This is a genomic window from Lactococcus petauri (assembly GCF_002154895.1).
Classification (GTDB): Bacteria; Bacillota; Bacilli; order Lactobacillales; family Streptococcaceae; genus Lactococcus; species Lactococcus petauri.
In genome coordinates, this window is record NZ_MUIZ01000006.1 from 68,305 (window position 1) to 92,196 (window position 23,892).

33 protein-coding genes are annotated in these 23,892 nt (G+C 36.0%); 25 read left to right on the plus strand and 8 right to left on the minus strand.

Going from position 1 to position 23,892, the window contains the following annotated elements:
• Positions 1 to 124 precede the first annotated feature (124 nt).
• The gene (arr, locus tag BZZ03_RS09250; RefSeq protein WP_086583087.1) at positions 125 to 538 is read right to left on the minus strand and encodes an NAD(+)--rifampin ADP-ribosyltransferase; all 414 of its coding nucleotides are present in this window, start codon (positions 536 to 538) and stop codon (positions 125 to 127) included.
• A gap of 190 nt (positions 539 to 728) precedes the next feature.
• Here arr and BZZ03_RS09255 point away from each other — a divergent pair, with 190 nt between their 5' ends.
• The 7 genes from BZZ03_RS09255 (at position 729) to gndA (ending at position 6,042) form a co-directional block, all read left to right on the plus strand.
• Entirely contained in the window at positions 729 to 908 is a 180-nt protein-coding gene (locus BZZ03_RS09255; protein WP_014025241.1) for a hypothetical protein, read from the plus strand.
• A 175-nt stretch (positions 909 to 1,083) separates the two neighbouring features.
• On the plus strand, positions 1,084 to 2,007 hold the full coding sequence (gene hprK / locus BZZ03_RS09260; RefSeq protein WP_019293392.1) for an HPr(Ser) kinase/phosphatase: 924 nt from the start codon (positions 1,084 to 1,086) through the stop codon (positions 2,005 to 2,007).
• 33 nt (positions 2,008 to 2,040) lie between these two features.
• A complete protein-coding gene (gene lgt, locus BZZ03_RS09265; protein WP_207781790.1) occupies positions 2,041 to 2,802 on the plus strand; it encodes a prolipoprotein diacylglyceryl transferase in 762 nt (253 codons plus the stop codon).
• A gap of 132 nt (positions 2,803 to 2,934) precedes the next feature.
• Complete coding sequence (locus BZZ03_RS09270; RefSeq protein WP_086583088.1) at positions 2,935 to 3,288, plus strand: hypothetical protein; 354 nt, start codon at positions 2,935 to 2,937, stop codon at positions 3,286 to 3,288.
• 184 nt (positions 3,289 to 3,472) lie between these two features.
• Entirely contained in the window at positions 3,473 to 3,898 is a 426-nt protein-coding gene (locus BZZ03_RS09275) for a DUF948 domain-containing protein (RefSeq protein WP_003134326.1), read from the plus strand.
• Position 3,899: 1 nt separating this feature from the next.
• The gene (locus tag BZZ03_RS09280) at positions 3,900 to 4,499 is read left to right on the plus strand and encodes a YtxH domain-containing protein (RefSeq protein ID WP_086583089.1); all 600 of its coding nucleotides are present in this window, start codon (positions 3,900 to 3,902) and stop codon (positions 4,497 to 4,499) included.
• Positions 4,500 to 4,620: 121 nt separating this feature from the next.
• Positions 4,621 to 6,042: an NADP-dependent phosphogluconate dehydrogenase gene (gene gndA / locus BZZ03_RS09285; RefSeq protein ID WP_061414650.1), complete on the plus strand. Its 1,422-nt coding sequence runs from the start codon at positions 4,621 to 4,623 to the stop codon at positions 6,040 to 6,042.
• Positions 6,043 to 6,142: 100 nt separating this feature from the next.
• On the opposite strand, the gene BZZ03_RS09290 is transcribed toward gndA, so the two are convergent.
• The 4 genes from BZZ03_RS09290 to BZZ03_RS09305 form a co-directional block, all read right to left on the minus strand.
• Entirely contained in the window at positions 6,143 to 7,072 is a 930-nt protein-coding gene (locus BZZ03_RS09290; protein ID WP_086583090.1) for a metal ABC transporter substrate-binding protein, read from the minus strand.
• Positions 7,069 to 7,923, minus strand: coding sequence for a metal ABC transporter permease (locus tag BZZ03_RS09295; RefSeq protein WP_061414644.1), 855 nt, complete (start codon positions 7,921 to 7,923; stop codon positions 7,069 to 7,071). Before BZZ03_RS09295 ends, BZZ03_RS09290 begins: the two co-directional genes overlap by 4 nt.
• 6 nt (positions 7,924 to 7,929) lie before the next feature.
• The gene (locus BZZ03_RS09300; protein ID WP_086583091.1) at positions 7,930 to 8,664 is read right to left on the minus strand and encodes a metal ABC transporter ATP-binding protein; all 735 of its coding nucleotides are present in this window, start codon (positions 8,662 to 8,664) and stop codon (positions 7,930 to 7,932) included.
• 356 nt (positions 8,665 to 9,020) lie between these two features.
• Complete coding sequence (locus tag BZZ03_RS09305) at positions 9,021 to 9,953, minus strand: dihydroorotate oxidase (protein WP_086583092.1); 933 nt, start codon at positions 9,951 to 9,953, stop codon at positions 9,021 to 9,023.
• 159 nt (positions 9,954 to 10,112) lie between these two features.
• Here BZZ03_RS09305 and BZZ03_RS09310 point away from each other — a divergent pair, with 159 nt between their 5' ends.
• Genes BZZ03_RS09310 through BZZ03_RS09320 form a run of 3 tightly spaced genes read left to right on the plus strand, consistent with a single transcriptional unit; the run spans position 10,113 to position 11,072 of the window.
• Positions 10,113 to 10,439 (plus strand): PadR family transcriptional regulator, encoded by a 327-nt coding sequence (locus BZZ03_RS09310; RefSeq protein WP_086583093.1) that lies wholly within the window; start codon positions 10,113 to 10,115, stop codon positions 10,437 to 10,439.
• A complete protein-coding gene (locus BZZ03_RS09315) occupies positions 10,439 to 10,798 on the plus strand; it encodes a DUF1048 domain-containing protein (RefSeq protein ID WP_086583094.1) in 360 nt (119 codons plus the stop codon). Before BZZ03_RS09310 ends, BZZ03_RS09315 begins: the two co-directional genes overlap by 1 nt.
• A gap of 1 nt (position 10,799) precedes the next feature.
• A complete protein-coding gene (locus tag BZZ03_RS09320; protein ID WP_019294245.1) occupies positions 10,800 to 11,072 on the plus strand; it encodes a DUF1048 domain-containing protein in 273 nt (90 codons plus the stop codon).
• A 40-nt stretch (positions 11,073 to 11,112) separates the two neighbouring features.
• On the opposite strand, the gene BZZ03_RS09325 is transcribed toward BZZ03_RS09320, so the two are convergent.
• Positions 11,113 to 11,283, minus strand: coding sequence for a DUF3042 family protein (locus BZZ03_RS09325; RefSeq protein ID WP_014025228.1), 171 nt, complete (start codon positions 11,281 to 11,283; stop codon positions 11,113 to 11,115).
• A gap of 32 nt (positions 11,284 to 11,315) precedes the next feature.
• A complete protein-coding gene (locus BZZ03_RS09330; RefSeq protein ID WP_029345891.1) occupies positions 11,316 to 11,495 on the minus strand; it encodes a DUF3042 family protein in 180 nt (59 codons plus the stop codon).
• A gap of 187 nt (positions 11,496 to 11,682) precedes the next feature.
• On the opposite strand from BZZ03_RS09330, the gene BZZ03_RS09335 reads away from it, so the two are divergent.
• The 13 genes from BZZ03_RS09335 to BZZ03_RS09395 all read left to right on the plus strand — a co-directional run bounded on the left by BZZ03_RS09335 (position 11,683) and on the right by BZZ03_RS09395 (position 22,074).
• Positions 11,683 to 13,104: a polysaccharide deacetylase family protein gene (locus BZZ03_RS09335; RefSeq protein ID WP_086583095.1), complete on the plus strand. Its 1,422-nt coding sequence runs from the start codon at positions 11,683 to 11,685 to the stop codon at positions 13,102 to 13,104.
• A 123-nt stretch (positions 13,105 to 13,227) separates the two neighbouring features.
• Complete coding sequence (miaA, locus tag BZZ03_RS09340; protein ID WP_086583096.1) at positions 13,228 to 14,121, plus strand: tRNA (adenosine(37)-N6)-dimethylallyltransferase MiaA; 894 nt, start codon at positions 13,228 to 13,230, stop codon at positions 14,119 to 14,121.
• Complete coding sequence (locus tag BZZ03_RS09345) at positions 14,111 to 14,779, plus strand: hypothetical protein (protein ID WP_086583097.1); 669 nt, start codon at positions 14,111 to 14,113, stop codon at positions 14,777 to 14,779. The genes miaA and BZZ03_RS09345 overlap by 11 nt, the downstream gene beginning before the upstream one ends.
• Before the next feature lie 48 nt (positions 14,780 to 14,827).
• Positions 14,828 to 15,721 (plus strand): SPFH domain-containing protein, encoded by an 894-nt coding sequence (locus BZZ03_RS09350; protein ID WP_017368540.1) that lies wholly within the window; start codon positions 14,828 to 14,830, stop codon positions 15,719 to 15,721.
• A 94-nt stretch (positions 15,722 to 15,815) separates the two neighbouring features.
• On the plus strand, positions 15,816 to 16,976 hold the full coding sequence (locus BZZ03_RS09355; RefSeq protein ID WP_086583098.1) for a family 20 glycosylhydrolase: 1,161 nt from the start codon (positions 15,816 to 15,818) through the stop codon (positions 16,974 to 16,976).
• Between the two features lie 323 nt (positions 16,977 to 17,299).
• On the plus strand, positions 17,300 to 18,235 hold the full coding sequence (locus BZZ03_RS09360; RefSeq protein ID WP_086583099.1) for a hypothetical protein: 936 nt from the start codon (positions 17,300 to 17,302) through the stop codon (positions 18,233 to 18,235).
• An 18-nt stretch (positions 18,236 to 18,253) separates the two neighbouring features.
• Entirely contained in the window at positions 18,254 to 18,475 is a 222-nt protein-coding gene (locus BZZ03_RS09365; protein WP_086583100.1) for a hypothetical protein, read from the plus strand.
• Positions 18,472 to 18,795 carry a hypothetical protein gene (locus tag BZZ03_RS09370; protein WP_086583101.1) on the plus strand — a complete coding sequence of 108 codons (324 nt, stop codon included), beginning with the start codon at positions 18,472 to 18,474 and terminating at the stop codon, positions 18,793 to 18,795. The genes BZZ03_RS09365 and BZZ03_RS09370 overlap by 4 nt, the downstream gene beginning before the upstream one ends.
• Positions 18,796 to 18,799: 4 nt before the next feature.
• Complete coding sequence (locus tag BZZ03_RS09375) at positions 18,800 to 19,294, plus strand: glutaredoxin family protein (RefSeq protein ID WP_086583102.1); 495 nt, start codon at positions 18,800 to 18,802, stop codon at positions 19,292 to 19,294.
• A gap of 62 nt (positions 19,295 to 19,356) precedes the next feature.
• Positions 19,357 to 19,953, plus strand: a complete 597-nt coding sequence (locus BZZ03_RS09380; protein WP_086583103.1) for a hypothetical protein — start codon at positions 19,357 to 19,359, stop codon at positions 19,951 to 19,953.
• A 24-nt stretch (positions 19,954 to 19,977) separates the two neighbouring features.
• On the plus strand, positions 19,978 to 20,913 hold the full coding sequence (locus BZZ03_RS09385) for a hypothetical protein (protein ID WP_143466337.1): 936 nt from the start codon (positions 19,978 to 19,980) through the stop codon (positions 20,911 to 20,913).
• Positions 20,914 to 21,021: 108 nt separating this feature from the next.
• Positions 21,022 to 21,738: a DUF2786 domain-containing protein gene (locus BZZ03_RS09390; protein ID WP_158092874.1), complete on the plus strand. Its 717-nt coding sequence runs from the start codon at positions 21,022 to 21,024 to the stop codon at positions 21,736 to 21,738.
• 18 nt (positions 21,739 to 21,756) lie between these two features.
• Positions 21,757 to 22,074, plus strand: a complete 318-nt coding sequence (locus tag BZZ03_RS09395; RefSeq protein ID WP_086583106.1) for a hypothetical protein — start codon at positions 21,757 to 21,759, stop codon at positions 22,072 to 22,074.
• Here BZZ03_RS09395 and BZZ03_RS09400 read toward each other — a convergent pair.
• Positions 22,049 to 22,717, minus strand: coding sequence for a hypothetical protein (locus tag BZZ03_RS09400; protein WP_086583107.1), 669 nt, complete (start codon positions 22,715 to 22,717; stop codon positions 22,049 to 22,051). The genes BZZ03_RS09395 and BZZ03_RS09400 overlap by 26 nt on opposite strands.
• Before the next feature lie 299 nt (positions 22,718 to 23,016).
• On the opposite strand from BZZ03_RS09400, the gene BZZ03_RS09405 reads away from it, so the two are divergent.
• Together BZZ03_RS09405 and BZZ03_RS09410 are read left to right on the plus strand one after the other, a co-directional pair.
• On the plus strand, positions 23,017 to 23,583 hold the full coding sequence (locus BZZ03_RS09405) for a hypothetical protein (protein ID WP_086583108.1): 567 nt from the start codon (positions 23,017 to 23,019) through the stop codon (positions 23,581 to 23,583).
• 58 nt (positions 23,584 to 23,641) lie between these two features.
• Complete coding sequence (locus BZZ03_RS09410) at positions 23,642 to 23,884, plus strand: hypothetical protein (RefSeq protein ID WP_086583109.1); 243 nt, start codon at positions 23,642 to 23,644, stop codon at positions 23,882 to 23,884.
• The last annotated feature ends 8 nt before the right edge of the window (positions 23,885 to 23,892 follow it).

The following is a 23,892-nucleotide window of genomic DNA, read 5'->3' on the forward strand; positions in this document are numbered from 1 at the left end:
AATGATACGCTGTGTATTGAGTTCAATAAGAAAATCAATAGCTACAAATGAAATATCTATTTCAAACCGAGAGCTATCTTTTTGCTTTAACCCGCTTTAAAATTTAGTTGGATGTAAGTGGGATTTAATTAATGATAGTTGATTTATTGTTTGTAGTACGTGCAGCTATTTTTTCACGTAAACTATCAATCTTATCTTGAGGTTGCTCCACCCAATCGGTCACCTCAGCAATTATTTTTAGGGGTGCAGTAGATCGATAAGAACGAGTTGGGTTACCAGGGAATTTTTTATCGGTCACGTTGGGATCATTTTCATAAGGGCCTGTTGGTTCCACCAGGTAGACATGCGCTACCTCAGCTTTTCCAGCAGCGATTTGTGCAGCAAAGCCAGCGCCATCTTTTAATGCTGTAAAATAGATATGATTCATAGTCACACGTGAGTCATAATTAGAGGCAAAACCCGCCCTTAAATAATCCACTATTTTAAGTTTGGCTTTCGTCCCATGGTAGAAAGGACCTTCATCATGTACTTTTTCCATTAAGTAATCTTCTTTCTAAAGTTAATCTCAAAGCTGCTGATGTGCTATGATCATAATGTATTATACAGTATCCCCAAACTTTTTTCTATCAGGAAGCGAAGGAAAAAACTATTGTAAAGAAAGTTACGTTGTGATGGAAATTTCGTTTAGCATATTTGACCTCAGTTCTTGGGTATGATATAGTTAATCTATGTTAAAATCACGATTTTACTCTTTTATACTTGGAACAATCATTGAAGCATGGATTTTTTCCATCGCCTTTTTCCAGGCCCAATGGTTTTGGTTCTTTATCGCAAGCTTCCTTTTAGGTCGCAGAATTTACGTGGCTTATAAAGTAGACAAGTTTGTAAAACTCAGCAAAATCAAATAATGGATAACATCCATTATTTTTTTTACTATTTTTAGCTCTAAGATGAACCAGTATGCTAAGTTATACTTTAGCTATCAAATTGGAATCAAATATTACACTTTTCTAGCCTAAGCAAAAAGGATTATTATCTATATTTTGATATAATAAGGGGAGAAAAAGACAAGAGGAGACAGATATGACAGTCACAGTGCAAGATCTCATCAAAAAAATCAAGTTTAATGTTATCTACTCGACAGAAACAGCACTTCAAAAAGAAATTACCACCTCAGATATTTTACGCCCCGGTTTGGAAATGTCTGGTTATTTTGAATACTTTACCCCTGAACGGATACAACTTTTCGGGATGAAGGAATGGTCCTACATGATGAACGAGGTAGGCGATGCGCGTTATGATATACTCAAAAAAGTAATGACAGAGATAACTCCTGTCGTTATCGTGGCACGTAATCTTGAAATTCCGGAAGAGATGGTGAATGCTGCACGTAAGCATGATATTGTCTTATTGCAATCACGTGAGACAACTAGCCGTCTGAACAGTATTCTGACCTCTTACTTAGATGAAGAGTTGGCAGAGCGTGTCAGTGTACACGGTGTGCTGATGGATATTTATGGTGTTGGGGTTTTGATTCAGGGAGCAAGCGGAATCGGGAAATCAGAAACGGCTTTGGACTTGGTGGCGCGTAATCACCGACTTGTAGCTGATGATCGTGTTGATGTTTTCCAAAGAGATGCCTTTACTTTAGCAGGAGAACCTGCGCCAGTCTTGCAAAATTTCTTGGAACTTCGCGGTGTCGGGATTATTGATGTGATGAGCTTGTACGGTGCGCGTGCAGTCAAAGATCAGACGGATATTGATTTAACAATCTATCTTGAGCCTTACGAAGTTGGGGGCGAATTTGACCGTTTGGGTAATGGTGTGAAAAATATTATCCTCGCCGATGTTGAAGTGCCACAGATTAAGATTCCTGTCAAAACAGGGCGTAATGTTTCGACTATCATTGAAGCTGCTGTGATGAACTACCGTGCCAAAGACATGGGCTATGATGCAACAGCGCTTTTTGAAGATCGTTTGACACATTTAATCGAAAACAATAGCTAAGGAGTTAAAGTGAACAATTTTCCATATTTAGCAATGAATAAGATTGCTTTAGAGTTGGGCCCTTTTTCCATTCATTGGTATGCGATTTTTATTGTGACAGGGGCTGCTCTCGGTGTCTGGCTAGCGTGTAAGGAAGCACCGCGGCGAGGTTTGACCTCAGATGATGTGATTGACTTTATCTTGTGGGCTTTCCCCGTCGGACTTATCGGTGTCCGGGCCTACTATGTTGCTTTTCAATGGGATTATTATAGCCAACATCCAAGTGAAATTATCGCTCTTTGGGACGGCGGTGGTGCCATTTATGGCGGACTGATTGCAGGAGCAATTGTCCTGTTTGTCTTTTCTTATTATCGGATGATTAATCCTCTGGATTTACTGGATGTGAGTATTCCGGGTGTACTTATTGGCCAAGCTTTTGGACGTTGGGGAAATTTTGTTAATCAGGAAGCCTATGGCGATGCGGTAAACAACTTAAATTATCTGCCGACCTTTATTCGGGAGCAGATGTTTATTGATGGAGCTTATCGAATACCCACTTTCCTCTATGAAAGTATCGGAACCTTTTCAGGTTTCCTCCTCATTATGATTTTCCGTCATCGTATTCCAGGGCTCAAGCGTGGGGAAATCTTTGCTTTCTACCTTATCTGGTATGGGGCAGTACGCTTTATTGTGGAAGGCATGCGGACAGACAGTCTGATGTGGGGAGCATTCCGCGTATCACAGGTCTTCTCAGCTTTAATGATTATTGCCGGGATAGCGTTTGTGCTTATCAGACGTTTGAAAAAAATTGATTAAGAAAAGAATGTAAAAGTGTATCTTTTGTAGCAAGGCAAAAGATACACTTTTTTTTATATTACAAAAAAGTAAGTTCAACTTCAGGATAGTAAGCGTAAAATAGAGGTATTAAGAGGAGAAGAGGAGCGAAAAATGAAACGTACACTTGCACTTGTGACAACTGTTGGACTCATCACATTTGGTATTTTTAATATACTCCATCAGCAAACGAGGACCGTCCGTACCATTCCCTCAGATACTCTCAACATCCACAAAACAACTGTCCCACTGAAAAAGACAAATAAAGATGCGCTTAACATTTATACCCAAAATATAACAAAACGAAGCGTTTCACTAGATAAAGATAAATTGCTTGACGAAAGAGGACCAAAAGAAGCACCTATACAAGAAGCCAAGAATTCCGAAAAATTTTACAGCAAAAGCTACACTTTCATCACCGAGCTTGTCAAAGAAGCTGGCAATCTCTCACATAAACTTTTAAGGTAAGGACGAGCTTTTTTCTGAGGAAAGAATAAAAAAGGAATAAAGCTAAAAATCCCCCAAAACGCTGGTACGAGTGCCCTAAATACCGAGGAGAAATTTATGTGCCAAATTAGTTTATAAAAAATATTAATTTTGCTATAATAAAGTAAAATTACCGTTTGAATTTAAGCGGTTTCGGAGGTGAAGTATGGGAGAAATTAGTGTACAAAATATAGCCTGGCTGATCATTGCAATTGCTTTTGCAGCTTTGGTTATCTTCTTAATTGTACTTTTAGTTAAAGTTTCAAAAGTTGTTGAGGAAGCCAATCGTACGGTGAAACTCGTCTCTAGTGATGTCGATGTTTTGCTTCACCAAGCGGATGGCTTGATGGCAAAAGCCAATGTTCTTTTAGACGATGTTAATGGAAAAGTTGCAACAATTGACCCTCTCTTCGTTGCAGTAGCAGAGCTTTCAGAGAGCGTTACTGCGGTGAATAAGAGCAGTCGCGACATGGTTGAACGTTTCTCAAGAAAATCGGGAACCGTCGGTCGTTCAGCTTCAACCTTAGTATTGGCTAAAACAGCAAATAAATTTATGAAGAAGAACAAGAAAAAGAAAGTGGAGGATAAATAATATGTCTAAAAAATCAGGATTTTTAGCAGGAGCTTTGATTGGTGCCGCTGCAGCTTTGTTTTTCGCCCCTAAAAAAGGAAGCGAAATGCGTGAAGATGCGAGCAAGATGTACGACGACTTTAAAGATAATCCAGAAGCCGCATTGAACAACTTACGCGATTTTTCGACAGAAAAATTCAATGATATTAAAGAACGTTTTGAATCAGGAGAAATTTCTGCAGACTCAGCAAAAGATTATTTGACAAGCAAACGTGATCTGATTAAAGAAAAAGTTGACTCAGGTGAACTTTCAAAAGACTCTGTTATCGAATTTTTCAATAGTACACGTGATGCGATTGTTGATAAAATCAATCAAGCCAAAGAAGGCACCGAAGAACTTTTCGATGAAAACGAATCAGAAATTACTGACGAAGTAGTGGAAAAAACTGCTGAGTTTAAAGAAAAGTTGGATGACAGTGCGGATGCTGTAGCAGATAAGGTTGAAGATGTTAAAGAAGATGCTGCAGAAGTAGTAGAAGATAATGTTGACTTTGGTAAGATTTCTGAAGAAGCTGAAGAGCTTGAAAAAAAAGCTAAAGACCTCTCAGGTACAGAGTGGTAAAAGAGATACTGTCTACGGGCAGTTTTTCTTTTTGTAAAAATGTTACAGTGTTTATTTGAGCTTTTGTAAAGAAATTGCGTTATAATGGTTTTATCAAAAATAAAAAATCGGAGGATTTACAATGACTCAAGCTAACTTTGGCGTAGTCGGTATGGCCGTAATGGGTAAAAACTTAGCCCTCAATGTTGAATCACGTGGATATACGGTTGCCTTATTTAATCGTACGACTGCAAAAACAGAAGAAGTTGTAGCTGAACATCCAGATAAAAATTTTGTCTTGACAAAAACAATCGAAGAATTCGTAGCTGCGATTGAAAAACCACGTCGTATCATGCTTATGGTACAAGCTGGTCCAGCAACTGATGCGACAATTCAAGCACTTTTACCACATTTGGATAAAGGTGACATCTTGATTGATGGTGGAAATACACATTTCCCAGATACAATGCGTCGTAATGCAGAGCTTGCAGACTCAGGCATTAACTTTATCGGTACAGGTGTTTCAGGTGGTGAAAAGGGTGCTCTTGAAGGTCCTTCAATCATGCCTGGCGGACAAAAAGAAGCTTACGATTTGATTGCACCAATCTTTGAACAAATCGCAGGTAAAGCACCTCAAGATGGTAAACCATGTGTGGCTTATATGGGTCCTAATGGTGCAGGTCACTATGTAAAAATGGTCCACAATGGTATCGAGTATGGCGATATGCAACTCATTGCTGAATCTTATGATCTTTTGAAACGTGTACTTGGTCTTGATAATGCTGAAATCCAATCGATCTTTGAAGAATGGAATGAAGGTGAGTTAGACAGCTACCTTATCGAAATCACAAAAGAAGTACTTAAACGTAAAGATGATCAAGGTACAAACGGTTATATCGTGGATAAAATCCTTGATAAAGCCGGTAATAAAGGTACAGGTAAATGGACGTCACAAAGTTCACTTGACTTGGGAGTTCCATTGCCATTGATTACTGAATCCGTGTTTGCCCGTTTCATCTCAACTTATAAAGATGAACGTGTGAAAGCAAGCTCTATCTTATCAGGTCCAGAAGTGAAATTTACAGGCGACAAAGCTGAAATTGTCGAAAAAATCCGTCAAGCGCTCTATTTCTCAAAAATTATGAGCTATGCTCAAGGTTTTGCCCAACTTCGTCAAGCTTCTAAGGAATACGATTGGGATCTTCCTTACGGTACAATCGCTCAAATCTGGCGTGCGGGATGTATCATTCGTGCGGAATTCTTGCAAAACATTACAGATGCTTTTGACAAAGATGCCGACCTTGAAAATCTTCTCTTGGATGAATACTTCATCGATATTACAAAACGTTACCAAGCAGCAGTACGTGATGTTGTAAGCCTTGCTGTTCAAGCCGGTATCCCAGTACCAACATTCACAAGTGCAATCAGCTACTATGATAGCTACCGCTCAGCAAACTTGCCAGCAAACCTTATCCAAGCACAACGTGACTACTTCGGTGCGCACACATATGAACGTACAGACATGGATGGAATTTTCCACTATGACTGGTATACGGAAGACTAAGAGGGAAAACCTTGCTGAGCTAAAGCTCATGTTTTGAAAAAACGAATCAAAAAACTACCAAGACATTGGTAGTTTTTTGATATTCTTAAGAAAATGACGATTACTTACCACTCAACCCATCGGTAATATGCTCAATATTCCATTGGAGCATATCGTAATAGGTATCACCTTTCTGACCTTCGTCAGCAAGAGAGTCAGTAAAGATTTTTGAGTAGATTTTTACACCAGTTTGTCTAGAGACCGATTCCATCGTTTTTGGTGAAACACTGGTTTCCACAAAGAGTGCTTTGACATTTTTGTCTTTGACAATCGTGTTAATGCGGTTGAGTTGGGCTGGTGTACCTTGGTTATCTGTATTGATTTCCCAGACATATTCAGCTGTCAGACCATATTGTTTTGAGAAATACTTAAATGCACCTTCGCTGGTAACTAAGATGCGGTCTTCCTGCGGGATGGTTGCAATCTTAGCTTTTGCTTCTGTGTCCAATTGTTGCAATTTATCCGTGTATACTTTGAGATTTTTTTGATAATCTTCTTTATTCTGGGGATCTTTCTTTGAAAGCTCTTTTTCGATATTTTGGGCATAGATAATGCCATTTTGAATATTAAGCCAAGCATGCGGATCTTCTTCGCTTTCTTTGCCTTTTTCACTTAAGTGAATGGGAGTAACACCATGACTGACCATAAAGGTTGAATCTTCTTTACGACTATTTTTAATCAGTTTATCAAACCAACCTTTTCCAGTTTCCAAATTGAGGCCATTGTAAAAGACAAGGTCGGCTTTTTCAACTGCTTGAGTATCATTGGGTTTGGGATCGTACTGATGGGGATCAATACCACGTGGAACCATACTATAAACATCAACATGGTCTTTTCCGATATTTTCAGCAATATCGGCAATGATGGAGTAGGTGGTTACAACCTTAAGTGTGTCTGATGCCTTACTTTCTTCTTTTTTGGGCGAGCATGCTGTAAGAAATAAAAGAAGTGATGCTAAAATGGTAATTAAAGAGAGTTGTTTGCGGTTCATGATTGAGATCCTTTCTTAGGATAGCGGATAAATCCGTTGCGAGGGCTGAGGAAAAAGGAGAGGGCAAAGGTGAGTGCTCCAACGATTACAATAGTTGCGCTTGTTGGCAAATCATATTGGAAACTGATAATAACGCCCAAAACACCAAATAATACACCTAAAATAGAAGACATCGCAATCATATGTGGCAATTTATTGACCCACAGATAAGAGATTGATGCAGGTATAATAAGCATCGCAACTACAAGTACAATCCCGACTTGTGACAAAGCAGAAATAGTAAAAAGCGTCAGCAAAATCATCAGTAAATAGTGATAAAAAGTATTGTTTAAACCATAGGCTTTAGACATAGTTGGATCAAAGGAAGTAATCAGCAGCTCCTTGAAGAAGAGTTTGACTACCAGAACAACAGCAACCAATAAAGCGAAAGACTGAACAAGTTCGTGCGGTGTAACAGCAAGGATATTTCCAAAAAGTATATGATTAAGATCCGCACCACTTTCAGCTTTTGTAATTAATATGATTCCTAGAGCAAAGAAGCTACTCAGGATAATACCAATCGAAGCATCTGTCTTCAAACTACTATGTTTGATGATAAATTGAATCAGAATTGCACCTAAAATCCCAGATACTGTTGCGCCAATCAAAACATTTATCCCTAGCATATAAGAGATTGCAACACCTGGTAAGACCGCATGAGATAAAGCATCGCCCATAAGAGAAAGACGTCTCAAAACGATAAAGCTCCCTAAAATTCCGGAGATAATCCCTAACAAAATGGAAGCGATAAAAGCACTCAGCATGGTTACAGTAAGGCCGGTTATATCTGAAAGAAAAAATAAAATATCCACTGTGACTTAGCCCTCGCTTTCCTTGATGATGATATTGCCTAGGGCTTCACCGTAAGCTTTTTGAAGATTTTCATTAGTGAAACATTGGGCTGTATAATCAGCGCCAATCAGTTTTTTATTAAGAATAATCAGATAATCAAAATACGCTTTAACATTATGGAGATTGTGGTGTACGATGATAATCGTTTTACCGTTCTGTCGTAACTCTTCAAGTATGTTAATAATGATTTTTTCGCTCATCATATCGATACCAACGAAAGGTTCATCTAAAAAGTAATAGTCAGCTTCTTGCGCCAACGCACGAGCGATGAAAACACGTTGCAATTGTCCACCTGACAAAGCGCTTAGCTGGCGATCTTTAAAATCATCCAACCCAAGTTTATGAAGTGCATGTTCGGCTTTTTGTCTTTCTTTTTTACGGGGCTTTTGAAAGAGCTTTAAGTTTGGATATGTACCTGTCAAAACCGTATCAAAGACCGTGATTGGAAAACTGAGATCAATCTCACTACGTTGTGCAACATAGGCAATCTTTCTCTTGAAATTCTTGAGTGGAGTTTCATTGATAGTAACAGAACCGGATTTGGTTGGAATCATCTCTAAGATACTTTTCATCAAAGTTGATTTGCCCGCACCGTTAGGTCCAATAACTCCTGTACAGGAGCCTTCAGGTATGTGCAGTGAAATATTTTCTAAGGCAAGGTTGCCTTTATACTCGACGGATAAATTTGAAATTTTTAACATTATTTCCCTTGTTTTTAAAGTTCACAGTGAGCTACTGTTGGCGCCCAAGATTTAGTTTGGTGTCGATAGCGTGATTTGAGTTTTGAAAATTTGGGTATATAAAAATAAACTTCATACTGAGGTAGTGTGAAAGGTATGTAGCTTAACATTTCTTTCTATAAATTTTGTTTTCTTCCTGCTCTGTCTTAGCATAAAATGGAAGGGCATAAATTCTAAAAAGTAAAAAGAATTTCTTGTATGAAGTGTTAAATACTATTTTACAGCACATACTAAATAAAGTCAAGTTATTTATAGGGTGCCCTATAAATAACTTGAAAAAGAAAAACTAAGGCTTTACCTTAGTTTAATTTTTTATATTAAAGACTTTTGAGTTTACCACGGAATTCATCAATAGATTGGTAGCCTTTTTTGTCCATGATTTCTTGAAGTTCTCTAATGATTCTTGGGAAAATCTCTGGCCCTTCTTTGTGGAGGGCGGTCCCAATTTGGAGCATGCTTGCACCACAGAGAAGATGTTCAAATGCATCTTGTCCTGTTTCGATACCGCCTGTTCCGATGATTTGTATTTCTGGTTTAAGACGCGTGTAGAAGGCACGTACGTTGGCTAAAGCTGTTGGTTTGATGTATTGGCCACCAAGACCACCAAAGCCATTTTTAGGTTTAATTACAACAGATTCCTCTTCCGTATCGATATAGAGGGCATTTCCGACACTATTGACAGAGTTGACGTAAGTGAGGGGAAACTTGTTAAGAATATCAGCCATTTGATCGAAATGTGCCAAGTCAAAATATGGAGGAAGCTTCACACCCAAAGGTTTCTTGAAGAAAGCAAATACTTTTTCTAACAGTTGCTCTGTTGCTTGGAAATCATAGGCTAATTGAGGTTTACCGGGTACATTTGGACATGAGAGGTTAAGTTCAGTTATACCTGAAAATGCACTCTTTTGTATACGATCCAGCATTTCAAGGTTCTCTTCTGGGCTCATACCAGCAATGGAGAAAAAGGTTGGCTTATCTTGATTTTGTTGTACTTCCAAAACATAATCTAAGTAATAGTCGAAACCTAGATTAGGAAGACCCATAGAGTTAATGCTTCCTAAAGCTAAGTCTACATAACGAGGAGAAGGATTTCCTTCTCTCTTTTCCAAGGTACAGCTTTTAGTGATATAAGCTCCAGCATCAGATTTTTCTAATTCTTGCAGATCCTCGATAGTCATACAATGTACACCAGATGCATTCATAAAAGGATTGGCAAATTTAGTGTGAGCAAAAGTTGTTTCTTGTTTCAAGTCTCTAAAACCTCTTTCATAATTTTTACTATTCTACCATGATTAGATGAGAAATCAAATGATAAAGCTTAAATAGCATAAAAAAAGTATTTTACTTTGTTATACCACTAATATGTGTTACTATATAGATGTACTAAGTAATACATATTAGGAGTTGTAATGAAAAATAATACGGAAATGCTCAAAGGTGTTTTAGAAGGTTGTGTCTTGCAAATCATCAGCCAAGGTGAAACATATGGTTACGCCATCACACAGCAATTAAAAGAATTAGGATTTACAAATGTAGCAGAAGGCACAGTTTACACGATAACTTCTCGCCTTGAACGACAAAACTTACTGGAAACGGAAAAAAAAGCCTCAGAGAAAGGTCCATCACGTAAGTTTTTTAAATTGAATACTGCAGGAAAAGAGGAACTAGTAGCTTTTTGGTTACGTTGGGATTTCATCTCAGAAAAACTTTCTGAGATAAGAAGTAAGGAGAAATGATGAATTTTTGGGAGCGAATAACAGGAAAAGATATGACTGTGGCAAGGACAGATTTTTCAGAAAGAGTGAAACGTCTGCCGGAGAGTTACCAACGCATATGGGCAGAGCTTGATGGAGAAATCCAAAGATATAGTGATTTGACAGGTCGAAATCTGATCCCCATCATGAGTAGCTTACTTGATTTTTTTGAAGAAACAGCATTTGACCATGAAGATGTATCGGCTGTGATTGGTGAAGATAAGGAAGCTTTTGTTGCGGAACTGTTCGACCAACGGCGACCTATCCCCAATAAATCCTACCGAGACAAATGCCGAGAGCAACTTAATCAAAATGTAGCAAAAAAATTAGGGAGGCAATAAAATGAAGCTCAAGGAAATCATCGAAGGAAAAAAAGAGTGGTACACTCTGCAAAATGCAGTGAAAAAACTGCCGAAAGATTATAGTATTGTTTATAAGGAGATTCAGAGATACTATTTTAAGATTGGTGTATCTGATCTTCAGGTTTTTGAAGAATTGCTTACAATTTTTGAAGACGGTGTGAAGCGCAATCAAGTTGTGCTTGATGTTACAGGAAAAGACGTTGCCGCATTTAGTGATAGCTTGCTTGATCAAGAAGAGAATTTTGACAAATAAAAAAATGCGTTCTACCTCTAAGTAGTACGCATTTTTTTAATTAATGAGCAATACGTTTACGATTTGCTTTTTTACGACTTTCTTGTGCAAACTCCCATTTGTGTTCAATCGGGTCAACAACACGTTTTTTGTAGATTGCGCCTGCAGTGAACAAAGCAGCAAGAGTGACAATGTTACCGGCAACGAAACCAGTGATGAGATTTTTATTCATAGGTAGACCTCCAAAAGTAATTTTAGTAAGTTTTAGCGCGCAAGTCGTTTGCGTTTTGCGCGTTTTTGATTTTCAGCAAAAGCGTCTTCTTTAAAGGTAGGACGCATTTCCGCATCAATTAATCCTTTATGTTTAGCAACCATTACCGCAGTACCGGCAACTGTTATTTCAATGGCTTTACCTATTAGGTAGCCTTTAAGATATTTATTCATGCTTTCCTCCTTATAGTCTACAATAATCTTACACTTTGATAAACTTATAAAGTTATTATAACATTTGTAAGGCTCTATCCCCAATATTTTAAGCTTCTTTTCCTAGAAAGTATACTAAATATTTGAAAGTGTCAAAAATTATTGTTATCTTAACAGTAGAGATAATAGAGGAGAAAAAGAGGCAATTATGAAGAAGAAATGGCTGAAAGCAGGCAGTGTCTTACTCGCGCTTACGATCGTTTTTGGAGCAGCCAGCCTACTGGTAAAAATAACAGAAAAAGAAAACAAGAAAACTTCCGAAAATACTTATATTCGAAGTACAGCGTCTAAAGGAGTAGGTATTGAAACGAAGGAGGAAGATCAAGGCTATCATATCTTGATGAATTATCCCAAGACAAAAAATAAAGTGATTAATCAAAAGTTGGAAGAATTTTCCAATAAAGAACTATCTTCTTTTAAAAACTGTACACCAGAAAAGGATACAGCTGAGAAGGGTTCGTTGTTTCAATCTTTTGAAGCTTATGAGTTTTCCCCAGATATCGTAAGTTTCAAATTTAATGTGATGCGCAGAAGCAATGCGCGTGTCCAAGCCGAAAACCAAGTCATCACTAAAACTTATAATTTGAAAGAAAATAAGGAATTACAGCTTGCTGATTTATTTAAGGACAAGGCAGATCTCAGCAGTGTCGCACAAAATATTTATGAGAAAATGGTGAAGCTCAAAGAGAATTCAAACCAGAGAACTAAGCAGGTGTTAAGCGAGGGCTTACAGCCGATTGAGGAAAATTTTAATGCCTTTATCTTGGATAATAAATGCCTGGATTTCTTTTTGAGACCTGGTCAAGTCAACAGTAGCACAAACTTATATACGAAAGTTTCAGTGCCCCTGAGTGAGTTAGGAGAGATAGTCAAACCGCAGATTCTAGTGGGAAATTTAAAAGAAGAAGCGCAACACTCGAAAATAAAAATTCCTTCTGCCCAACAAGTGCAAAGTAAAGCGCTGGCTCATAAGAAATTAGTGGCTTTAACTTTTGATGATGGACCAGATCCACAGACGACACCACGCTTGCTTTCCATTTTAAAGAAGGCAAATGTCCCTGCGACATTTTTCGTACTCGGAAATCGTCTTGAACTGTATCCAGAATTAGTTAAAAAGGAACATGCTTTAGGAAATCAAGTGGGATCGCATACTTATAATCACGAGAATCTGCCACAGCTTTCAGCAAAACAAGCCCAAGATGAAATCAAAAAAACTTCAGATTTGATGCAGAAGACAGTGGGGATTCGTCCTCAAGGTTTACGTCCTCCTTACGGTGCCACAACACCTCAAATTAATAAAATAGCACAAACTCCGATTATTCAGTGGAGTGTGGATTCTTTAGATTGGGAAAGTAAAAATGTGGATCAGATTGAACAAGTTGTCATGAATGAAGTTTATGATGGCTCCATTATCCTCATGCATGATATTTATGATACATCTGTCGATGGAGCAGCAAGAGTTATTCAAAAGTTAAAAAATCAAGGCTACACATTCGTCACAGTCAATCAACTCATACAAGCACGTGGCCAACTTGAAAATTCTCATGTTTATTATAATGCAACACGATAAATGAAATCCTCATGTGTAATATGAGGGTTTTTATATGGTAAAAGAGTCACTAAACGGAAAAATGTTATAATAAAAGAATGTATCTTCATACACAGGACAAAAGAAATAAGAAAAAAATAATATATGAAAAAAAATAAAGTAATTGTCGTGGTCGGACCAACAGCTGTAGGTAAAACAGCTTTGGGAATTCAGCTGGCCCAAGTTTTTGATGGTGAGATTATTTCAGGTGACTCGCAACAAGTATATCGTGGCCTCGATATTGGTACAGCCAAGGCAAGCTTGGAAGAACAGGCCGCAGCAGTGCATCACTTAATTGATGTACGAGATGTAAATGAGAATTATTCTGCCTTTGACTTTGTTCAAGAAGCTACCGTTTGTATAGAACAAATTATTTCTCGCGGTAAGCTTCCAATTATTGTTGGTGGAACGGGACTTTATATTCAGAGTCTTGTTGAGGGCTATCACCTGGGAGGGCAAGAAAATCATGAGGAAATGATGGAGCTGCGGCGAAGCTTAGAGGAACTTTCTGATGAAGAGTTATTTGCGCGTGTTCCCCAAAATATTCCTGAGCTAAATCGGAGAAGAGCAATGCGTTTTCTTGAGCTAGAAGCTTTTGGTACAGGTGAAAATCGAATGTCTAACTATGAGTTTTGTCTCCTCGGTCTGAATGCTGAAAGAGCAACACTCTATGATCGAATCAATCATCGGGTAGACGGTATGTTAGAGCAAGGCTTGCTTGAAGAAGCACAAGCTTTATTTGAAAAACACCCAGAGGTTCAAGCTGCAAAAGGAATTGGCTATAAGGAGTTTTTCCCTTATTTCTCAGGAGAAATTTCACTTGAAGAATCAGTGGAACTTGTAAAAAGAAATTCACGAAGATATGCTAAACGTCAATTGACTTGGTTCCGCAACCGGATGAATGTCAATTTTTATGATGTCTTTGCTGAAGATTATCCAGAAAATGCTATAATATGTGCAAGAGAATTTTTAAATATGGAGGAAAAAAGTGAAAAATAAGGAATATATTGATTTAGGTTTGAAATACGGAGGCTACATGGCTCAAGATCGTGTTTTTTTGGAAAATCGTTTAGCAAATTTAGACGATGAAAAGGAGAAAATGCTGTTGGTTACTCCGCCATCAAGTGTAATCAATGCTTATTTTGCAGAGCTTTATCAAAAACGTTCTCCACAAGATGCTACAGACTATTTCTTTGAGTTGTCACGTGATCTGGAGATGTTTCAGGACCAGCCAAATTTTCATCTTGAAGGAAAAGAAGGCACAGAAAATTTCCGCTTTATGCGCTTAAATCTATCAGGTAAATCTTTTGGTTTTTGCTACCGCAATGCCCAGGAAGAAGCAGTTGTCTTTAGTGAGTTTCCCCTGAAGATGACGGCTCAAATCATTTATGAAGTCGCACAAATTTTTCCACATTATGTTTTGAAACAAGAAGGCGATTATATCATTATGAGAAAAGCGAATTTTGAAGGTCAATTCACTGATGCACAAGAACTATCAGATTTGACAACGGCTGATGAAAATGAGGACTATATTCGTTTGACGGGCTATAATTTTGAGGATTTGGTGCTTCAAGCTGAAAAAATTCGTTATATTCACCCTCTCTTGTATCAAGCAGAGCAAAATAAGTGCTACATGTACATTTCTAAAGGACTTTGATTGGAATATTCTAAAGATTAAAGTATAATTAAAAGAAAGGAGAGTTTTATGTTAACAGTTTCACTTATTATTACCGTGCTCGTTATTATTATCATTTTGGCGAGTGCAGGAACATTGTTTTATGTTATTAAACAACAAACGGTTGCAATCATCGAACGGTTTGGGAAGTATCAAACGACCTCTTCGGCTGGCTTCCATGTGAAATTACCTTGGGGAATTGATCGTGTTGCGGCACGGATTCAACTTCGTCTTTTGCAAAACGAAATGACCGTTGAAACAAAAACAAAAGATAATGTTTTTGTGACCATGAATATCGCAACACAATACCGTGTCAATGAAGAAAATATTAAAGATGCTTACTATAAACTGATGAACCCTTCTGAGCAAATTCAAGCCTACATTGAGGATGCGCTTCGATCTGCTGTGCCTAAGTTGACTTTGGATGAAGTTTTCGAGAAAAAAGATGAAATCGCTCTGGAAGTACAGCATCAAGTTGCAGAGGAAATGACAACATACGGTTATATTATTGTTAAAACATTGATTACACGTGTAGAACCTGATGCCGAAGTTAAGCAATCGATGAATGAAATTAATGCCGCGCAACGTAAACAAGATGCATCGCAAATGCTTGCGAATGCAGAAAAAATAAAAATCGTTACTTCGGCCGAAGCCGAAGCGGAGAAAGATCGCTTACGTGGTGTGGGTATTGCTGAACAACGTAAAGCTATTGTTGATGGACTCGCTCAACAAATTATTGAAATTAAAAATACCGGGGCAAGTTTAACAGAGGACCAGATTATGTCGATTCTTTTAACCAACCAATACCTTGATACGCTTAATCAATTTGCTGATGCCGGAAATTCTACAATCTTCCTTCCAGCCAGTGCAGATGGTATAGAAGACATGCGTACACAAATTTTGAGCGCATTGAAAGCAAAATAAAAAGTCGTCTTCGGACGCTTTTTTATTGGGGTTTTTGTTGTTCTATTTTCATTTTGTTATAATTTTTATATAGTTGGATAAGGAAAAGGTGTCTATGAATAATAGAAAAGTCTTCAGTGTATGTGCGGTAGTAGGGATAGTTGTATTTTTAATGACGATGATAAATCAAACAGAAGTAAAAGCGGAAAAAAATTTAACTCAAATACTACCAGAAAAAGGAATTGCTTTAGATATTTCCCGTAAGTTTTATAAAGCAGAAGTTATCAAACAATTCATAGACAATTTAAGCAACTATCCTAATAGTTTTCTCCAGTTACACATGTCTGATAATCAAAATTTAGCTGTGGAGATGGCTACGGTCGGTCAAACAACAGATAAAAATGCGGTTTATCAAGACGGACAATGGTTGAATACACAAACCAAACGGCCATTTCTTTCGAAAAATGATCTGATGGATTTGGTCTCCTATGCCCGATCAAAGAACGTTGTTTTAATTCCAGAGATAGAAGCTCCGGCACATATGCAAGCTATCCTCGAACTTTTAAAGATCAATGATCCTAAGCGGTATGAGGCTATTAAATTACCTGATGGAGCGCCAGAACAGTTTAATCTAATTGATTACACAAAAGTAGAAGCTATTGATTTTGTCCAAGAGATGTTAGCAGAATACACACCACTTTTTGCTGGGCAAGCGAAAGCTTATTTTCATATCGGCGTTGATGAAATTGACTGGTTGCCCGTAGAATCAAATAGGAACTTAGTGAACTATGTGAATACTTTGGATAATTTTTTAAAACATCAAGGTTATACTACAAGGATGTGGAATGATCGAGTGGCTAAGGCAGATCTTGCGAACTATAATAAAGATATCCAGATTACCTATTGGTCACAAATTGGTGGTTGGGATATTAATAGCACTGATGAGCGCGCAAGCTCCGGCCGACAATATACGGCAAGCGCTCAAGAACTTTTAGATGCAGGTTTCCAGCTTTTAAATTACAATGCTTATTATACCTACTTCTTGCCGGGTCAGCGGATGTGGCAGCCAGAAAGTTATGCCTATACGATTAACGATTTGGTTGCAAATTGGGATCTTTCAAAATTTGAGCTGAACAGTGGAAAACAAGTAAATTCAACAGAAAACGTTATAGGTTCAGCACTTACTTTTTGGGGTGAAGAAGCTGGAGATTATACAGATAGTCAAATCCAACAAAAAATGCAAAGTTTTGTGCAAGCTTATTTAAAAAAAGAATGAACAAAGATGCAAAAAATAAGTAATTTTGAAGATTAAGTGAAAAAACAAAGTAAGTGTCCTAAATTTAGTTAAAATCTGAAAACTCAGTAATATCAATGAATGAAGAGAATAGAAAAATTTCTATTCTCTTTTTTGATACAAATTTTAGGAAGGAATTATTATGCAGTTACTAAAAAATATAATCAGAAGAATAAAAGAAGAAATTAAAAGTCCATTTTTTCCTTATGACTTGGAAGATATAGATTTTGAACTCTAAGATTTAATTTTTTTAGAGTTGGATTGTTTAATCGATTTAAATATAAAAGGAAAAGGAAGAAAGAATTATGCCATCTGGAAAAGTGGAACGTGTTGAACGGACACCAGGTTTTACACAAATTGACAATAAATTATTGACTGATAAAAGTTTAGGGCTTGAAGGTATTGGACTAATGAGCCATCTTTTACATTATTCAAAGACTTTTGAAGTATATAAATCTGTCTTGCATAGAGAGTGGGGACGTGCAACTGTTGAAAAAGCATGGAAAAAAGCGACTAAAGCAGGTTATATCATTGCGTTCAAAAATTACTCCACAAACAGTACTCAAGATTCATATAATTACACATTTGATGAATTCAAATTTTTCGATTTTGACTTAATGGCTTACTTTGAAGAAAAATGGTCGGCAGGTTATCTCTTTTATGATAAAACACTCTATCAGGTTGCCAATCGTACCATGGAAAATATTGAAGCAGCTTTGCCACAATTTCTCTTTCCTAGTGAAGATTCAGATACAGAGGAAAAAGAGCGTTTAGATAAGTTGAGAAAAACATTAGCACAATTTGTCTTTGATCGATTACCAAATGAAAAATCAGAATTAAAAGAAGATTATCCAAGTCAAACCTTTGAAGAACAAGCCTTTGAAAAAGAAGAAAGTAATCATGAAGAGAAAGAAAGTAAAGCAACATTTAAAAAAGCATCAAACAATGTTGAGAATTTTGTTCGAGACTTCCCAGAGTATTTGTCATCTTTAAAACGACTAGAAGATAAGAAGCTGAAAGAAACTGATATTGAAGATATTGTCGAAACGCTTTATAACGTAGGTGTGGATATTGACCTACGGTTCGATGATAATCGAGAAAGGATTTCTACTTTTGAAAGGATTTTTGACGACCAATTTTTGGCAAACGAGCTTTATTGTCAATATGACTGGGTAGGCTATTTCAAAAAAGGAATAGAAGTACGATTAAAGGATTACTTATTACCTAAAAAACTAATTTAAGAAAGGAATGTAAGATAAATGGCAAGCAGAACACGACGTAAAACTGAAGCTGGCATGACATATAGAAATTGGGATGAATCCGAAGAAAAGAAACTGTATGAACTTTCTACCAAGGGTTTCTCTGATTCTGAAATATCCTTGATGATAGATCGCTCAGTAAGTGCGATTGCTAATCGAAGATATTTTCTTAGAGAAAGGGGGGATTGGGACAAGATTGCAGAAGGAGGGGATGAAATATGACAACCATCAATATTCCAAGGTATAAGCTGCTTCGAGTTAAATTTGTCTTATCTAACGGTATTGATCAAGAAGAACATTTCTTTAAGATTGAACCTCATCAGCCAGATTTCTATCATGTGGAAGCAGGACAGTTTGTTTTGCTCTCGTCGAATCTTAAAAATAATTTTGCTACTTTTGGAAGAATTGTAGGTGTGATTTGTAACGCCAAACAGATCAAGTCAATTGCAAGTCAAAAGAAAAAAATTCCTCAAGCTATGAAAATTTTTCAGTTAACAGAGGAAGAGATATTGGATTTGTTAGAGGGGATGGAGATAAGTTGAAACTATGAAGATTTACATTAAGAATAAGAAAAAATTTTTTCAGAGGGGATTTTTAGGGCTTGTTTTAGCCATTATCCTACTTTTGGGTATAAGTAGGATAATTTACTATGATAGGGTTCCAAACGCTCCTAGAGACCTCCTAGAGACCTCAAATGTGCTGGAAAAGCTCAATGAAAGTGAAAAGACGAATCAAAAAGTTATCTTAGTATTTTTTAAGGAGAATTGTCCTTACTGTGAAGTCGCAAAAACTGAGATTGAAGAAGCTAAAAAACAAGCTAATTTTCCAGTATTTTATGTTAATACAGAGAGCAAAAATGGGCAGCAATTGAAGCGGAGATATGAACTTCAATATGCCAGTTCTTTAGTGATTATACAAAAACAAAATAATGACATTACCACAGAAGCTGTAGTTGCTTATGCGGATAAGAACGATAGAGGACAGTATATTCCTTTGACAGGAAATATCAAAAAAGCATTTGGACAAGTAATTTATGAATAAGAATATAATGAAATTTTTTAGTTGAAAAAAGAGAAGAAAATTCAAGAAAGAAGATAAAAATTATGAGTTCAATAATAATTGCAAATGAAAAAACTGCTAAATATATTGCGACTTTAGAAGTAGATAAGGGTAATTTTCTTGTAAAATGGGCGCTAGATAATAATATGGGAATACGTCGAAGGGGAAAAGAAATAAAGTTCTTTTTGAACACTGAAAAGCAATATCAACAGTTACTGGGGAAAATAACAAATTTAAACATAAGGAACGATATCATAATTAATCAAAATAATGAGGGAGAACTAATGAATAAACAAACTGAAAATCACAAAAATTTTTCTGTTACAGGAATTACGGATTCTGGTGAGGTCAAAGAATTAGATGTTAAAGTTTTATCCATTGAAGATGGAACTGAGAAAAAAGATGAATTTGAAGAAGAATTTATATTGATCAACAAATTACCTGAAGCTGGTGTATCTATCAAAGCAAAATTGAAAAGCGATGGCCCAAGTGATGTTGAAAAAATGATGACTATGCTAGGTGAAACAACTTTTGCTGTTTCTTTGATGACAAAGCCCCAGAAAAGTACACGGTCAGATGTGGAATATTTCAAACAATTCATGCAAAGTCTTACAGAAGCAGTGATTAAATATCATGAATAATCAATTGAAGAAAGTTGAACTCAAATGAAACAAATAAGACGGAAGATGAAAGAAAATGTTGCAGCCACAAAATTTTGGATTTTCATTGGTTTGATTACTTTACAGGGAATACTGCTCCTGGGGACGTTTTTTGCTCATGATAAACAAATTGTACCCCCAAGTCAGTTAGTCACCTCTCAGACCTTCTCTGATGGCTCAGGAACAATTGAAATCACTCATCAAGAATATGATTCTAAAAATAAAATCATGAGATTAGATTTGCAGGCAACGGAAGATATATCTATGAGTCAATTAACACCCAAACTTTTTGTAAAAAATGGGACAGGTAGTATGCAGTATATCCCGACTGTTGACAATAAAGCTGAAATTTTCATCAAGAATATTTCAAATGAATTTGAAGCTTTATCATTGAGTTTCCAAAATAATGATTTATCTAATCAATCGATAGATACGACAATCTATGATAATTCACAAGAAGCTCAGATTGCAAATAGTGCTCAAACAGAGTCTTCAGAGGTAGAACCATCTGACTTAGTTTATTTCTTTATTTCAAGTAATAGTCCATATCTAAAGCAAGCAAAAAGACCAATAAAAATTGAATCACAAGCAGCTTATGCAGTTGAAGCAATCCAATCAGAAATTGATTTTCAAAATTCTCAAAAGAAAAAAATGGATGTGGCTATTGATGATTTGAAGAAGAATCAGAAAACAACTTCTCAAAAAATAGAAGAGCTTCAGGTAAAAAATCAATATCTAACAGGAAATAATTTAAGTAACAACCAATCGAAAATTTCAAGCTTACAGGCGGACATAGCAGGATATGCTCAACAAATTCAAGAAGCACAACAAAATAAAAAATCAATTACACAAGCTATCACTAAAATGAAAAAACAAATTTCAGATATTCAATTAGGAAAATTCAAATTTACGGATGATGTAAAATCAAAAAAAATGAAGTAAAGTGAATAATCAAAAAAATTTTTCATAGGCTGGTGGTGAACTGAACAAGATTGACGGAAAAATTAAACCAATAAAATTAATTATTAAAATAGCATCGGAGAAATGAAAATGGGTGAAAAAAGTGTAAAAGCTAAAATCATAAAAAAAGTAAAAGGCTTGCTCGCCATAGCAAAAGATGAAGCAGATGATGAAGAATGTCAGTCTGCATTCTTATTGGCACAAAAGTTGATGATTCAATATCATATTGATCAGTCAGAAATCACAGACGAGATGTCTGACTCTATTTCACATCGAGCAGTTACTGTATATAAAAAACTGTTTTGGTGGGAAAAAGAACTCGCTGGAGTAATCTCAAGAAATTTTCGCGTAAAGCATTTTTATTCTTCTAAGTATGTGAATAAAGAGGATGGACAAAGAAAGAGTTGTATTAAGTTCTATGGGCTGGAATCTGATATGGAACTTGCCAAGGAAATGTTCATTCTTGCGGATGATGCCATGATGTTTTTTTATAAAGATTTTATTGAATTATATAAAAAAGAATATGGAACATATAAAATTGCTGATGTGAAAAATAGTTATTTACAAGGTTTTATCTTTGGGCTTAATCAAGCGTTTGAAAAACAAAAAGCTCAATTTAAACAAATGAGCAATGAATTGATGATTCTAACTGAGATCCCTCAAGTGGTTGTCGAAGCATGGAAGGAATATTCTCAAGAGATGGGTGAGGTCTCTACAGACCTTCCTCCTATAGAAGTGGTTGTTGCTTTTGAAGAAGGCCGTAATCAAGCGTCCAAAACAGATTTAACTCTTCATAGAATTGCGTAAGAAAGGAAAAAATTTTTAATGAATAAGCGCCAAAAGAAAAAGAATTTGTTTATCCAAAATAAAAAACACCCATTCTTTGGTATGAAGAGAGGGCGATATATTGTGGTGAAGATAGAGCGATTATCAGGGAAGATTGAGAGAATCAGCTTGCATCAAGATTTTCTCAATGAAGCAAAGATTCAGGAACTCATGAATAATCAAAAAATATATCTATGCAAAAAAATAGTTGGAAGCCAAGAGTATTGGTGGCTAGCTTCTCATAAAAATAAATACAAAAAAATTCAAGTGGATAAAATTATTATGGGCAAAATTAGAGAGATTTTTCGAGATCATTGATAATAATTTTATGGTAACGGGTTATATCAGACGTGAGAATTAAATTAAGTTTTTCATTTCTCAACCAATTGGCAACATCCCAACCAAACAAACTTTTCAACTTATTGAATCGCTTATTATCAATTGGATTCCTCATCTGTTTTAAATACCAAGGATAGATATTTAATTCATCACTTTTAGATTTTGAGACTCGTTTTTTATGACGATTTAATTGTTCAGAAGCAACAGAATTAGTGAAATTATCGAAATTTTCTTTAGAGATTTGTTGAACCATGCTATCTGTTAAAGCATCCATTCGATCAACAAAGTCTTCCCAAAATCTTGTTAAAAACCATTTTGGATCTTGGCAGATAATTTTACTAACTTCTTTATAAGAAATAGATTCCCAAAAACCATGAAAAGAAAAAGTTTCATCATTCTTTTCCAGAATATAGATGGGTTTTGCAGCACTTTGATTATGTTCATTTTCGATAATCATAATAATTTTCCAGGAACTATTCTCGTAATTGAAGAAAATAGAAATATTCCCCACTTCACCATCTGTCAAATTGGGAATATTATTATATTGATAGTCGTAACGAAATGGTACGCCAACATTATTTCTAAGCTGGTCTAAATTATTTTTTGAATGAGTAAAGTCCAAGGGAAGCCTCCAATACAAAAGAGTTATTAATAAAATTATATCACATGGGAAGTACAAAAGAAAAGAGAAAAAAGCGGCTGGGCTTTGCCCAGACCCACTAGGACAACAAACCTCACGAAATCATAGATTTCTATGTTTTTAGTCCAAGGAGCATAAGAGAAACAGTATATCCGCAGGCGTCTATACCTTGCAGTGCAAGGGTTTCTTGGATATACCGATAATTTCGGTATATCTGAACTTTCTCGTGCAAAGCACTATTAATAAAGCTGAATAAATCAGCATAGAAAAGAGAAATAAAAATGGAAAAAGAACTATGGCAGTTGAAAAATTTTCCAAAAGAAACAAAAAAAAGAATTCAAGAACAAGCAAAAAAAGAAAAAATTAATGCTAATGAAAAAGTGGCTGAGATTCTAAATGATTATCTTTTTGATTTAGAACTTGGACAAAATAAAAATTATTTTGATAACCGTTGGCAACAAGTGATCGATAGTTATAACGCAAGTACCAATGCTCAAAAAATTTTAGCAGAGGTGCAAATAGAAAACACGAAAGCTTTTGGAAAATCTTTTTCTACTCTAACAAAACAAGTGATTGAATTAAAAGAAGAAGTTGAAATTCTAAGAGGGATGCAGCAAATGATGTTTGGTTATTCTCCTGAAGAGTCTTTAAAATTTGCGGAGTACTATAAAAAATATACAGGTCAAGCTCTAAAAAATACGGAAAATATTCAAGAAAATCGTGATGATCAAATTAAATTGTTTGAAAGAGAGGAGCATGAGGAATGGGAAAAACTTTATTATACAGGCGAAACGGAATTAGATTATGAGTCTTGGTTGGATAAAAATAATAGAAGAAGACATTTTTGATTTCAAAATAAGTAGCTTAGAATTTTAAAAAGCAAATTGGAAAAGAGTAGGTACTCAAATGAAAGAAAAGAAAAATGGCAAATTAATTTTTGGAATTGTGATAATCCTTATTCTGGCTTTACAGACTCCTGTACGGATGAGTGTGTATCATTTTTTCACTAAAAATGATGTTGCAACACAAGCTGGAGTGAAGCAAGGGACTCAGAAAAAAGTTAAACATGAGTCGATAAATTTCTTTGAAAAAATCCAAAAAGAAGTGGAGCATATTTTGGATAGTCTTAAAAATTCACAGGAAAAATAATCAAGAAG